Annotated in this window: 10 protein-coding genes and 2 pseudogenes; 7 read left to right on the forward strand and 5 right to left on the reverse strand. The window is 57.4% G+C overall.

Annotation, left to right across the window (positions count from 1 at the left end):
- The first annotated feature begins 31 nt into the window (after nucleotides 1-31).
- The 5 genes and pseudogenes from dnaN (at nucleotide 32) to gyrB (ending at nucleotide 5,797) form a co-directional block, all read left to right on the forward strand.
- Nucleotides 32-1,150 carry a DNA polymerase III subunit beta gene (gene dnaN / locus QTO30_RS16515; RefSeq protein WP_340425168.1) on the forward strand — a complete coding sequence of 373 codons (1,119 nt, stop codon included), beginning with the start codon at nucleotides 32-34 and terminating at the stop codon, nucleotides 1,148-1,150.
- Entirely contained in the window at nucleotides 1,147-2,247 is a 1,101-nt protein-coding gene (recF, locus tag QTO30_RS16520; RefSeq protein WP_340425170.1) for a DNA replication/repair protein RecF, read from the forward strand. The genes dnaN and recF overlap by 4 nt, the downstream gene beginning before the upstream one ends.
- Nucleotides 2,244-2,672: a VOC family protein gene (locus QTO30_RS16525; RefSeq protein ID WP_340425171.1), complete on the forward strand. Its 429-nt coding sequence runs from the start codon at nucleotides 2,244-2,246 to the stop codon at nucleotides 2,670-2,672. Before recF ends, QTO30_RS16525 begins: the two co-directional genes overlap by 4 nt.
- Nucleotides 2,669-3,288, forward strand: a pseudogene (locus QTO30_RS16530) (LysE family translocator). The gene QTO30_RS16525 and the pseudogene QTO30_RS16530 overlap by 4 nt, the downstream one beginning before the upstream one ends.
- A gap of 94 nt (nucleotides 3,289-3,382) precedes the next feature.
- Nucleotides 3,383-5,797 (forward strand): DNA topoisomerase (ATP-hydrolyzing) subunit B, encoded by a 2,415-nt coding sequence (gyrB, locus tag QTO30_RS16535; RefSeq protein ID WP_340425172.1) that lies wholly within the window; start codon nucleotides 3,383-3,385, stop codon nucleotides 5,795-5,797.
- Here gyrB and QTO30_RS16540 read toward each other — a convergent pair.
- The 3 genes from QTO30_RS16540 to QTO30_RS16550 are packed head-to-tail and all read right to left on the reverse strand — an operon-like array spanning nucleotide 5,794 to nucleotide 9,031.
- Complete coding sequence (locus QTO30_RS16540; protein ID WP_340425173.1) at nucleotides 5,794-6,843, reverse strand: AbrB family transcriptional regulator; 1,050 nt, start codon at nucleotides 6,841-6,843, stop codon at nucleotides 5,794-5,796. The genes gyrB and QTO30_RS16540 overlap by 4 nt on opposite strands.
- Nucleotides 6,844-6,853: 10 nt before the next feature.
- Nucleotides 6,854-7,759 (reverse strand): oxygen-dependent tRNA uridine(34) hydroxylase TrhO, encoded by a 906-nt coding sequence (gene trhO, locus QTO30_RS16545; RefSeq protein ID WP_340425174.1) that lies wholly within the window; start codon nucleotides 7,757-7,759, stop codon nucleotides 6,854-6,856.
- 6 nt (nucleotides 7,760-7,765) lie between these two features.
- Nucleotides 7,766-9,031, reverse strand: coding sequence for an Hsp70 family protein (locus QTO30_RS16550; protein WP_340425175.1), 1,266 nt, complete (start codon nucleotides 9,029-9,031; stop codon nucleotides 7,766-7,768).
- A gap of 146 nt (nucleotides 9,032-9,177) precedes the next feature.
- Between QTO30_RS16550 and pncA the strand changes: the two genes are divergently transcribed.
- Nucleotides 9,178-9,771, forward strand: coding sequence for a bifunctional nicotinamidase/pyrazinamidase (gene pncA / locus QTO30_RS16555; protein WP_340425176.1), 594 nt, complete (start codon nucleotides 9,178-9,180; stop codon nucleotides 9,769-9,771).
- Here pncA and QTO30_RS16560 read toward each other — a convergent pair.
- Both QTO30_RS16560 and QTO30_RS16565 read right to left on the reverse strand, forming a co-directional pair.
- On the reverse strand, nucleotides 9,768-10,625 hold the full coding sequence (locus QTO30_RS16560; protein ID WP_340425177.1) for a DMT family transporter: 858 nt from the start codon (nucleotides 10,623-10,625) through the stop codon (nucleotides 9,768-9,770). The genes pncA and QTO30_RS16560 overlap by 4 nt on opposite strands.
- A 106-nt stretch (nucleotides 10,626-10,731) precedes the next feature.
- Nucleotides 10,732-11,199: a hypothetical protein gene (locus QTO30_RS16565; protein ID WP_340425178.1), complete on the reverse strand. Its 468-nt coding sequence runs from the start codon at nucleotides 11,197-11,199 to the stop codon at nucleotides 10,732-10,734.
- Between the two features lie 72 nt (nucleotides 11,200-11,271).
- Here QTO30_RS16565 and pncB point away from each other — a divergent pair.
- A pseudogene (pncB, locus tag QTO30_RS16570) lies at nucleotides 11,272-12,563 on the forward strand (nicotinate phosphoribosyltransferase).
- Nucleotides 12,564-12,584: the final 21 nt, after the last annotated feature.

Consider the following 12,584-nt stretch of genomic DNA (forward strand, 5'->3'; position numbering starts at 1 on the left):
GCCCGGTATCAAGATATGCGGAGATTGGGACATGAAATTCAGCATTGAACGCGCGGTACTTTTGAAAGCGGTTGCCCAGGCCCAATCCGTGGTCGAGCGGCGCAATACAATCCCGATATTGGCCAATGTTCTGATCGAAGCCGAAGGTGACAGTGTGCAATTCCGGGCAACAGATCTGGACATCGAAGTGGTTGACCGCGCGCCAGCAAAGGTCGAGCGGGCAGGGGCCACGACAGTAGCCGCCGTGACGCTGAACGAGATTGTGCGCAAACTGCCTGATGGCGCTTTGGTGACGTTGACCGAAGACGGTGCATCTGGGCGATTGACCATCGAAGCCGGGCGGTCGAATTTCTCGCTCGCGACACTGCCGAAAGAAGATTTCCCAGTGATGGCATCTTCTGAATATGCGGCTAACTTCTCGGCCCCTGCGCCGGTGCTGCGCCGCCTTTTCGACAAGTCGAAATTCGCTATTTCCACAGAAGAAACGAGATATTACCTGAATGGCGTCTACATGCATGTGTCTGACAGCGACGGTGGCAAAGTGCTGCGTTGCGTCGCCACCGATGGCCACCGCTTGGCCCGTATCGACGCCGATCTGCCCGATGGGGCCACCGACATGGCAGGCGTGATCGTCCCCCGTAAAACGGTGGGTGAGTTGCGCAAACTGCTGGATGACGATGATATGCAGATTGCCGTTTCCGTTTCTGAAACCAAAGTCCGCTTTGCGACACCGGATATTACCCTGACCTCCAAGGTCATCGATGGCACCTTCCCTGACTACACTCGCGTCATTCCGCAAGGGAACACACGCAAGCTGGAAGTGGATGCGAGCGAATTTGCCAAGGCGGTTGATCGTGTGGCGACGGTTTCGTCTGAACGTTCGCGCGCCGTAAAACTGGCGCTGGATGAGGACCGCTTGGTGCTCTCGGTCAACGCGCCTGATAGTGGCGCTGCGGAGGAAGAGCTTGCCGTCGCCTATGGTGACGAGCGGTTGGAGATCGGTTTTAACGCGAAATACTTGCTTGAAATCGCAAGTCAGGTGGACCGTGAGAACGCCGTCTTCATGTTCAACTCCGCCGGTGATCCAACATTGATGCGCGAAGGCAATGACACCTCAGCGGTCTATGTCGTCATGCCGATGCGCGTGTGACCACACTGGCGCTGACAGCGCTAACGCTTTCGCACTTCCGCTCGCACAAGCGTGTTTCTCTTGAATTGGATGCGCGTCCGTTGGCGATTTTTGGCCGCAATGGCGCGGGCAAAACCAACATCCTCGAAGCCGTCTCGCTGCTATCTCCCGGTCGTGGCTTACGTCGGGCTGGTGCCGACGATCTGACCCGCAGACCTGAGGCGCTGGGCTGGAAGATCACCGGCGTCCTGCAATCTCTCCACCAAACCCACGAGATCGAAACATGGGCCGAAGCGGGCAATCCACGTCAGCTCCGCATTGATGGCAAATCCGCACCGCAAACCGCCTTGGGGCGCATCGCGCGCATCCTTTGGCTGGTCCCGTCGATGGACCGGCTTTGGATCGAAGGGGCAGACGGTCGCCGTCGTTTTCTCGATCGGGCGACGCTAAGCTTTGAACCGACCCACGCAGAGGCTGTCCTGACCTATGAAAAGGCCATGCGCGAACGTAACAGGCTACTGAAAGACATGGTTCGCGACCCCCATTGGTACACCGCGATCGAAGGCCAGATGGCCGCAGCGGGGGCCGCTATTCAAAGGAACAGGCAGCGAGCCATTGCAGAACTGACCGCAGCGCAAGAGGCCGCGACCACAGCCTTCCCAACGGCCAGTTTGGCGCTCACCTCTGCCGAACCTATCCCCGATGACCTGCAAACCGCCCTTGCCGACAACCGCAATCGCGATATGGCCGCGGGGCGTACCCTAATCGGCCCGCATCGCGCCGACCTTGACGCTGTCTTTGCCGATAAGGGTGTACCGGCGAAGGACTGCTCGACCGGCGAACAAAAAGCGCTCCTCATCAGTCTGATCCTTGCCAACGGTCGCGCCCTTGCGAGCGATTTCGGCGCCCCGCCCATCCTGTTGCTGGATGAGGTTGCGGCCCATCTTGACGCGACCCGCCGCGCCGCGCTCTATGACGAGATATGCGGCCTCGGCGCGCAAGCCCTCATGACGGGCACGGGTGCTGAGCTGTTCGAAGAGCTGGGCGCGCGCGCCCAATATACGGAAGTCACTGAAACGGATGGGCAATCCACCGTTAGCCGAAAGGATACACCATGACCCCACAACGCGTGACGCTGATCACCCTTGGCGTGGCCGATCTGGAACGGTCCAAGGCGTTCTACGGCGCGCTGGGTTGGACGCCGACAAGCGATGAGGGAGAGGTGGTTTTTTATCAGATCAACGGCATGGTGCTCGGGTTCTTTGGCTTGGGCCCTCTTGCCAAAGACCAAGGGCGACCAGATGCAAAGCTGGGCACCGGCGCCATAACGCTGGCGCAGAACTTCACAACCGACGCAGAGGTTGATGCGGCCTATGCCTTGGCGCTGAAAGCTGGTGCAACGGCGCTCAAAACGCCGGAAAAGGTGTTCTGGGGCGGATACTCCGGCTACTATGCCGACCCAGACGGGCACGTTTGGGAAGTCGCGCAAAACCCGTTTTGGGAACTTAGTGAAGACGGCAGTCTCACCCTTCCAACCCGATGACAATCTCAGCCTACGACCTTCTGCTTTATGCAGGCGCGCTGATCATTCTTTTCATGACGCCCGGACCGGTTTGGGTCGCTTTGCTGGCAAGGTCGCTTTCTGGCGGGTTTCAAGCGGCATGGCCGCTCGCCATCGGGGTGGCCATTGGCGATATCCTTTGGCCGGTCGTTGCTGTGCTTGGTGTCGCGTGGCTGGTGTCTGAATTTGCTGGTTTCATGGATGTACTCAAATACGTGGCGGTCCTCGTTTTCATGTTGATGGGGGCGGCGCTGATCCGTAACGCGGGCCACACGCTTGATACCAACAGCCGGTTGACCCGTCCGGGTATGTGGGCCGGGTTTATCGCAGGCGTCGCAGTGATCATCGGCAATCCCAAGGCGGTGCTATTCTACATGGGCGTCCTGCCCGGTTTCTTTGATCTCAGTGTGGTAACTGCCGTCGATATGGTCGCGATCTGCACGCTGAGCTTTGTGGTCCCTTTAGTTGGAAATCTGGTTCTGGCCGCCTCGGTCGACAGGGTCAGGGGGTGCTGAAATCGCCCAGTGCGTTGCGCCGGATGAACATCATCGCGGGGGTTCTTTTGATCGGTGTCGGTGTCGTCATTGGGTTGACTTAAGGGTCAGCGTAAAACCACAAAATCTTGTGTCATTTGCGTGACAAACTGTCCCATAACGCATATATTTTGGGGATAAGAATACAGGATTACCCGCATGGCCGACGACAACCAAAACCAAGAAGACTACGGCGCAGATTCCATCAAAGTTCTCAAAGGCTTAGAGGCGGTGCGCAAGCGCCCCGGCATGTACATCGGTGATACTGATGACGGCTCTGGTTTGCACCATATGGTTTACGAAGTCGTCGACAACGGCATTGATGAGGCTTTGGCCGGTCACGCGGACCATGTTTACGTAAAAATCAACGCCGATGGGTCCGTCACCGTGGGCGACAACGGGCGCGGTATTCCGGTGGGTATCCACGAGGAAGAGGGTGTTTCGGCGGCTGAAGTCATCATGACCCAACTGCACGCGGGCGGTAAGTTCGACAGTAACTCCTACAAAGTGTCTGGCGGTCTGCACGGCGTAGGTGTGTCTGTGGTGAACGCGTTGTCCGACTACCTTGAACTGCGCATCTGGCGCGACGACAAAGAGCACTACGCCCGCTTTGAGGGTGGTTTCACGACGGAACACCTGCGCGTGGAAGGCGATGCCAATGGGCGCAAAGGGACAGAGGTGACGTTTCTTGCGTCGACCGATACCTTCAGCAACCGCGATTATGAATTCAACACGCTGGAAAAGCGCCTGCGCGAGTTGGCATTCCTGAACTCTGGCGTGCGCATCATTTTGGAAGACTTACGCCTGGCCGAGCCGCTCAAGGCAGACCTTTATTATGAAGGTGGCGTCAAGGAATTCGTCAAATACCTAGACCGTTCAAAAACGCCATTGATGGAAGCGCCGATCTACGTGGCCGGTGAACGTGATGATATCGGCGTCGAAGTCGCGATGTGGTGGAACGACAGCTACAACGAAATGGTGCTGCCGTTCACCAATAACATTCCGCAGCGCGATGGCGGCACCCACCTTGCTGGTTTCCGGGGCGCTTTGACCCGTGCAATTGCAAAGTATGCGACTGAAACGGGGATTTCGAAGAAAGAGAAAGTCTCGCTCACCGGGGATGATGCCCGCGAGGGGCTGACCTGTGTTCTGTCTGTCAAAGTGCCTGATCCGAAGTTTTCCAGCCAGACGAAAGACAAACTTGTCAGTTCCGAAGTCCGACCAGCCGTTGAAAACCTGATGGGCGAAAAGCTGAACGAATGGTTCGAGGAAAACCCAAACGAAGCCAAGATGATCATCTCTAAGATCGTCGAGGCCGCTGCTGCGCGTGAGGCTGCGCGTAAGGCTCGCGAAATTCGCCGCAAGTCTGCAATGGACGTAAACTTCAACGCGTCCAAATTGAAAGATTGCTCCGAGAAGGACCCATCAAAGACCGAAGTCTTCCTTGTCGAGGGTGACTCTGCCGGTGGATCGGCCCAAACCGGCCGTGACCGTGGCACGCAGGCAATCCTGCCGCTGAAAGGGAAAATCCTGAACGTTGAACGCGCGCGTTTTGATCGGATGCTGTCCAGTCAGGAAATCGGCAACCTCGTCATGGCGCTAGGCACCGGCATTGGCCGCGATGAATTCGATATCGACAAGCTGCGCTATCACAAGGTCATCATCATGACCGACGCGGATGTTGACGGGGCGCACATCCGAACGCTGCTACTAACGTTCTTCTTCCGCCAGATGCCCGAACTGATCGAGGGTGGTTACCTCTACATCGCGCAACCGCCGCTTTATAAAGTCGCGCGCGGCAAGTCTGAGGTCTACCTCAAAGACCAGCCTGCGATGGACGAATACCTGATCGAACAAGGCATTGACGGTGCGATGCTGCGTCAAGGCAACGGTGAAGAGATCGCCGGAGCTGACCTGCGTCGTGTGGTAGATGAAGCCCGCCAGCTAAAACGCGTACTGGAAGCTTTCCCAACGCATTACCCGCGTCACATTCTGGAACAGGCGGCCATTGCTGGGGCGTTTGTACCCGGCGTTGTCGACAGTGATCTGCAAGGCACGGCTGACCGCGTGGCGCAGCGGCTCGACCTGATCGCGCTGGAATGGGAGCGCGGCTGGCAAGGCCGGATCACCCAAGACAAAGGCATCCGTCTGGCCCGTATTCTGCGCGGTGTGGAAGAAGTGCGGACCTTGGATGGCCCCATGCTGCGCGGCGGCGAAGCGCGACGGACAGGGACGTTCACGCAAAGCCTGCAAGAGGTCTACAACCTGCCTGCCACTTTGGTACGCAAGGATCGCAGTCAGGTCATCCACGGCCCGCTTGATCTGCTGAAAGCGATCCTCGAAGAGGGCGAAAAGGGCTTGTCATTGCAGCGCTACAAAGGGCTGGGTGAAATGAACCCCGATCAGCTATGGGAAACCACGCTGGACCCGGACGCGCGGACGCTGCTGCAGGTGAAGGTCGAAGACGTCGCCGAAGCGGATGACCTCTTTACCAAGCTGATGGGCGATGTGGTGGAACCACGGCGTGAGTTTATCCAGAATAATGCGCTCAATGTCGAGAACCTGGATTTCTAGGGTTTTCGACGCACCCATTTGAACACAAAAGGTGCCAGCGCGATCACCAGCGTGATGCGAATGATGTGCATGATCGACACGTAAGTGACATCTTGCTCCATGGCGAGCGTGAGCAGCGACATCTCGGTCAGGCCGCCCGGTGAAAAGGCTAGAAACGCCTGCGCGAGTGGGATGCCGCTGATCACGACGATGAGCTCGGCAAACCCAACGGCTGCAACCAGCATCAGGAACGAGGCGACCGCCGATAGCCCAATGTCTTTCCTGACTTCGGCCAGCGTCGCCCCGATAAACCGGGTTCCAATGACCGTGCCGATTGTGATCTGGGCCGCCACCACAAAAAGCGTGGGCGGTGCCACGGTGACCCAACCGAAGATATGTGCGATCCCGCTCAGGATCATTGGGCCAAAGACAGGGGCGGTAAGCAGACCAAGCCATTTACCCAAGAGCGTACCAGCCAAAGCACAACTGCCCAAAATCACGTAGTCCAGCGCCGTTATCTCATAGATCCCAATCCACTGAATTGCACCGCGTCCACCGCTCGACACACCCAATATCAGTCCAAAGAACAAAGCCACAAAAACGATGATGATAAGTACCCGCGCGGCATGGGCCAAGGCAATGCGGCGCTCGTCTCCGCCAGCCTCACCCCCAAGGATCAGCATTTCATTTAATCCACCGGGCATGGCTGAGTAAAACGAGGTGACAGGATCATATTTGCCGATACGGCGGTAGACGGCATAGGAAATACCCGCTGCACAGGCCAGAAACAGGGGAAGCAACAATAGTGTCAGCAGCCAAGTGCCCAGCAAACCAAAAATCTCGGCTGTGACACCCGAACCCAACATCACACCAATAATCGGAATTACAAAGGGCCGCAGCTGATCTGGCCCGGCAATAGGCGCACGCATCATGGCCGCAAAGGTATTGGCAATCATCGGCCCCAACATCCACGGTAAGGGTAAGCCGACGAAATAAGCGACCAGCCCGCCAGCCAAACCAATCGTGAGCGCCGTGAATTGCGGCATGAGTGGTTTGGGTTCGCTCATCCCATCGCGCCTAGAGGCCGCCGATGTGATGTGTGCCGCGCTCTTTGGCGAGTCGCATCTGTTTCTGGCGTTCACGGAAACGGGCTTTGTCAGCGTGCGACGTTTCATCAATGCACTGATGACAGGACACGCCTTGCTCAAACGCCGGGTGTTTGCGGTCTTCAGGCACAATCGGGCGTCGACAGGCATGGCATAGGATATGCGGGCCCTCTTCCAGTCCGTGTCCGACGCTGACCCGCGCATCAAAGACGAAACATTCGCCGTCCCATTTGCTGTCTTCCTGCGGGACTTCTTCGAGGTACTTCAGAATGCCACCCTTCAGGTGATACACATCCTCAACCCCTTGCCCCATCAGGTAGTTGGTTGATTTCTCGCATCTGATTCCGCCGGTGCAGAACATCGCAACGCGTTTATTGTGAAACCGATGCTTGTTCTTTTCCCACCATGCGGGGAATTCACCAAAGCTTTTGGTTTCGGGGTCAACTGCACCCTCAAATGTACCAATCGCGACCTCATAATCGTTGCGCGTATCAATCACGGCAACATCCGGCGCGCTGATCAGATCATTCCAATCGGCAGGGTCAACATAGTTGCCTACGCGTGCCACCGGATCGACATCCGGTTGGCCCATGGTCACAATTTCCTTTTTTAACCGTACTTTCATGCGGTGAAACGGCGCGACGGTCGCGGTGCTTGCCTTCCACTCCAGATCGGCACAGCCGGGCAGCGCGCGCAAATGTGCCAACACAGCATCAATTCCGGCGCGGTCACCGGCGATGGTGCCGTTTACCCCTTCTTTGGCCAAAAGAAGCGTTCCCATGATCCCACACGACTTGCACAAATCCAACAATGGGGCCCGCAAGGCAGCAGGATCGTCAAATCGGGTAAAGTGGTAGAGTGCAGCAACGGTATACATGGGGCCTCAGATACGCCTGTCCGCTCTAAGGGGCAAGTCGCGGGATGCAGCAATGGCAAGCCCGTCAGCAACAGCCGTAAACGCCTCGGCACGTTCGAGCGTCGCATGTGGGAATATCGCCACCATGACGTCTTCGACCGCCTTCAAAAGGCTTGAACCACCAACGAAGACGATCTTGCTGATTTTGTTGGGTGATACAGCCGCCATCTCAAGCGTCTCCCCTGCGCAGGCTTTGATCTGGGCGGCGTGCGTGGCCAGTACATCGTCCATCGCGGCTTGGGTCAGCCGGGTCCAAAGTCCGGCTTCAATCACCCGCAAATCAACCCCCGCTTCCAGCAAGTCTGGCTGATTGAGCCGGATCTTTCCCGCCTCGACCGCAAAGGCGATGTCATGTCCCAGCTCCATTTCCAACACTGTTTTCAACCTGCGAAACAGCGTCGGATCAATCCCAAGCTTTGCAAAGTCGGCGGCCATCCGGCGGTTGTCGGCGGTGTAGACAAACGGAATCTTCTGCCAGGTCGCAAGATCATTGAAGATCGCATTTGGCGCGACATGACGGCCTTCGCCTATCGCGTTGCGGACCTCCGCGCCGCGTCCCAACAGCGGCATCACCTTGGCAACACTAATCGCGCGGTCAAAATCCGTGCCGCCTACACGCACACCATGACTGGCGATGATGCGGGTCGCATCCCCCTCGCGGGAGAAGACGGAAAAGTCAGATGTCCCGCCGCCAATATCGACGATCAGGCCCAATTCACCTTTGGCAAGCGGACCACTGGCCAGCGCCGCTGCCTCAGGTTCAAACATGAAGGATACATCCTTGTACCCGGCAACCATATAAGCCTCTCGCAGATCAACCTCGGCCTGCGCATTGCGTGCCGCATCCGTTGAATGAAACCGGACTGGACGACCAGACAGGGCAACATTAAAGGTTTGCCCGGTTTCAGCTTCGGCGCGTTCCCGGATCATCCGCAGGAACCGCGCCACCACTTCAATCAAGGTCAGCCGTTCATATGCAATCTGACGCTTCTCGCGCATCAGTGGTGTGCCCAAAACAGATTTGAGGGCACGCATGAACCGCCCTTCGCGCCCATCAATCAGCGCTGCATTTGCCACCGATCCATAGGTCGTCACCTTGCGGTCGTAGTCAAAGAACACCGATGTCGGCAGTGTCTTGCGCCCCGGCTCCACCGTGATCAAATGCGGACGACCCGCCGCCATCACCCCGGCTGCGGTATTGGAGGTCCCAAAGTCGATACCCAAAATCGCCATCTTGGCCTCCAGTTCAAATGTGAAAGACGCGGCTGATATGAAATCCGGGCACAAGTGACAAGGGCTGTTTTACCGACGCATACACAAAGCGGTCGCGGACCTGCACGGAACGCGCTATTTTGCGCTCGACAATAGCGGAGCACGCCATGACCCATGCCTTACTTGTGATCGACGTCCAGAATGATTTCTGCCCTGGTGGTGCGCTGGCCGTTGCAGGCGGGGATGAGATTGTCGCAGGCATCAACGCCAAGATGGCCGATTTTGATGCGGTCATCCTGACGCAGGATTGGCATCCGGCAGGGCATTCCTCCTTTGCCTCATCCCACGATGCCGCACCGATGAGCATGACAGACATGCCCTATGGCCCGCAGGTGCTTTGGCCAGATCATTGTATTCAGGGAACCCCTGGCGCGGCTTTCCATGCTGATCTGCAAACTGACCGGGCCGATCTGATCATCCGCAAAGGCTACAACCCGGCGATCGACAGCTATTCGGCGTTCTTTGAGAACGACAAAACCACGCCAACCGGATTGGAAGGATACCTCCGCACCCGTGGGATCGACACGCTGATCTTGGTCGGCTTGGCGACGGATTTTTGCGTGAATTACTCAGCGGTTGATGCGGCCAAACTTGGGTTCAATGTGACGGTCGATTTGGCGCTGTGTCGCGCGATTGATTTTGATGGGTCGCTTGATGCCGCCAAGGCTCAGATGACTGACGCAGGCGTTGTACTGGGTTAGCGCCCTCGGCCTGCGAACCAGACTGACGATGCACCCGCGACCATGATGATCACCAGGCCAATCAGGCTCAGCCCATCCGGCCATTCCCCGAACACCGCCCAACCAATCGCCATCGCCGCCAACAGCTGGCTGTAAATCAGCGGGGCCACCACCCCAGCTGGCGTGGTGCGATTGACCAACACCAACAACAGGTTCCCCGCCGCAGACCCCAAGGCAGAGATTGTGATCAGGCCAAAGAGCGGCAAAGTAATCTCTGGGGTCGTCGATAATGCGAAGGGTGACAATAAGATCGCCCCAATCAACAGTTGCGAAAACATCAGGAACCGTGGCCGAAACTCACCCGCCAACCACCGTGTTGCGACAAGATACGCGCCGTGAAAACACCCCGCCAGAATGGCAAAACCCATGCCCGCTGTCATGCCAAAACCGGGGCGCACAACCAACAGGACACCGGCAAAGCTGATCAACAGCAGGACGGTGCGCAACGGGGTGATCCGTTCGCGCAACAAGGCGGCAGACAGAAAGTAGGACACAACCGGCCCGACAAAAAACCCAGCAAAGGCATTTGCCATCGACTCGGTTTTTAAGGCGGTCAAAATGCTGACGATACCGGCCACAATCAGGCTAGCACGCAAGTATAGGCGCCAGTCTTTGAACAGAGCCAGATCGGTGCGCATCAACCCGCATAGCGGTGCCAGCAATGCTGCGGCCAAAGCAAACCGCGTCCAGGCCACGAAGGTTTGCGGAAATCCGGCGCCAGTTAGTAGCGTCGCTGCTGCATCACCACCCACAATCAACGTCATCGCGAGCACGACTGTGCCAACCAAGCGGGCGGAATAGGGTGAGGGCGCCATAGCGGGGTTGCCTTTTGCGGGGATTGGGTCTGCCGGGATCGCTATAGCGTCTGGCTGGCGACATACAACAGCAAGATCAGCCCAAGCATCAGCCCGCCCAGCGCCATCATCCGGCGGCCCTTCTTTTTCTGGGACGCGACGCGTGCAATCGCAAGTTCCTGATCCAAAGCGGGCCGCTTTTTTGGGGTGCCAACAAAGCATCCTCAACGGGTTCGGCTGTGGCCAATGCGTCCATGAAGGCATCAAAATCAAATCCGCCCCATGCGGCGTTCGCCAGGTCATGCGTTTCCAGGTTGCTTGTCAGTCGGTCAATCACCGCGATACGCGCATCTTCATCCCGCATCGCGAAATGCCCGGCAGGTGCGCCGCTGTCAAACTGCGCCAAAGCAAACCCGCTGTCCATGAAATAGGTGCGCACCGCGGTGTCGGCAGACTTTAGCGCGGCGACCGTATCGGGGTCACGGAACATCGCGACCTTTTCCGCTGTAATGCCTGTCAGCGCCAGATCGCCGAATTGATCGGGCAGACCTTCGGGCGTCACTGCCACCATGTCGAAATCGTAACGCAATGCCATGTCTTGAGGGCCCCCTTGCCACATCCGCGTCCTCTTGATCTAACACGTAAGCGCCGACAGGGGGAACTGAATATGGTCGATATTGCGACGCGGGTCTGGAACCACAAATGGAAGATCGACCCCATCGTGCGGTCGCTGATTGATACGGACTTTTACAAGCTCCTGATGTGCCAATCTGTGTTCCGCAATCATCCAGATACGCAGGTCACATTTTCCCTGATCAACCGCACCAAATCCATCAGGCTGGCCGAACTGGTGGATGAAGGCGAGTTGCGCGAACAGTTGGACCATATCCGATCCTTGCGGCTGACCCGGGGTGAAAGCACATGGCTGCGCGGCAACACGTTTTATGGCAAGCGTCAGATGTTCACACCCGCCTTCATGGAGTGGTTTGAGAACCTGCAATTGCCGCCCTATCACCTTGAAAAAAGGATGGCCAATATGAGCTGACGTTTGAGGGTACTTGGCCAGAAGTCATGCTATGGGAGATTCCGGCGCTTGCCGTAATTATGGAACTGCGCAGCCGTGCCGTACTGAGGGATATGCGCAAGTTTGAACTGCAGGTGCTTTATGCCCGCGCCATGACCAAGTTGTGGGAAAAGGTCGATCAGCTTAAGTCAGTCCCCGATCTCCGTGTGGCTGATTTCGGCACCCGACGCAGACATTCCTACCTGTGGCAGGACTGGTGTGTGCAGGCGATGATGGAGGGGTTGGGAGCAAGCTTTACCGGCACCTCAAACTGCCGGATCGCCATGATGCGCGAGATCGAGGCGATCGGCACCAACGCCCACGAGCTGCCGATGGTATATGCCGCGCTTGCCGAAACGGACGAAGCATTGCGGCGGTCTCCCTATGACGTGCTTGCCGATTGGCATGAAGAACATGAAGGCAACCTGCGTATCATCCTGCCCGATACATACGGTACGAAAGGGTTTCTGGAAGGCGCGCCCGATTGGTTGGCAGGCTGGACCGGTATTCGTGTCGATAGCGGGGATCCGGCGGTTGGGGCCGAAACGGCCATCAACTGGTGGAAGTCGCGTGGCGAAGATCCGCGTGAAAAACTGGTGATCTTTTCCGACGGGCTTGATGCCGACAAAATCCTGGCGCTGCACGAGCAGTTTGTCGGGCGCTGCCGTGTCGGTTTTGGGTGGGGTACAATGCTGACAAATGACTTTAAGGGCCTTGTGGCCGAAGACGCGCTTGCGCCCTTCTCGCTGGTTTGCAAAGCTGTCTCGGCGAACGGGCGTCCCACAGTCAAGCTAAGCGACAACCCCAATAAGGCGATGGGGCCGCAAGAAGAGGTCGCGCGGTACAAACAAGTTTTCGGCGTGGGTGCGCAGGATGCAATTGAGGTTGTCGTATAGCCCCCTTTGCGGCTTCATCAG

Origin of the sequence: Yoonia sp. GPGPB17 (assembly GCF_037892195.1) — a bacterium.
Classification (GTDB): Bacteria; Pseudomonadota; Alphaproteobacteria; order Rhodobacterales; family Rhodobacteraceae; genus Yoonia.

Coding starts and splice junctions, on each gene's coding strand:
- QTO30_RS16565 (WP_340425178.1), bottom strand. CDS start 11,199: ATGGCATTGCGTTACGATTTCGACATGGTGGCAGTGACGCCCGAAGGT.
- QTO30_RS16560 (WP_340425177.1), bottom strand. CDS start 10,625: ATGGCGCCCTCACCCTATTCCGCCCGCTTGGTTGGCACAGTCGTGCTC.
- trhO (WP_340425174.1), bottom strand. CDS start 7,759: ATGTATACCGTTGCTGCACTCTACCACTTTACCCGATTTGACGATCCT.
- dnaN (WP_340425168.1), top strand. CDS start 32: ATGAAATTCAGCATTGAACGCGCGGTACTTTTGAAAGCGGTTGCCCAG.
- QTO30_RS16540 (WP_340425173.1), bottom strand. CDS start 6,843: ATGAGCGAACCCAAACCACTCATGCCGCAATTCACGGCGCTCACGATT.
- QTO30_RS16525 (WP_340425171.1), top strand. CDS start 2,244: ATGACCCCACAACGCGTGACGCTGATCACCCTTGGCGTGGCCGATCTG.
- gyrB (WP_340425172.1), top strand. CDS start 3,383: ATGGCCGACGACAACCAAAACCAAGAAGACTACGGCGCAGATTCCATC.
- QTO30_RS16550 (WP_340425175.1), bottom strand. CDS start 9,031: ATGGCGATTTTGGGTATCGACTTTGGGACCTCCAATACCGCAGCCGGG.
- pncA (WP_340425176.1), top strand. CDS start 9,178: ATGACCCATGCCTTACTTGTGATCGACGTCCAGAATGATTTCTGCCCT.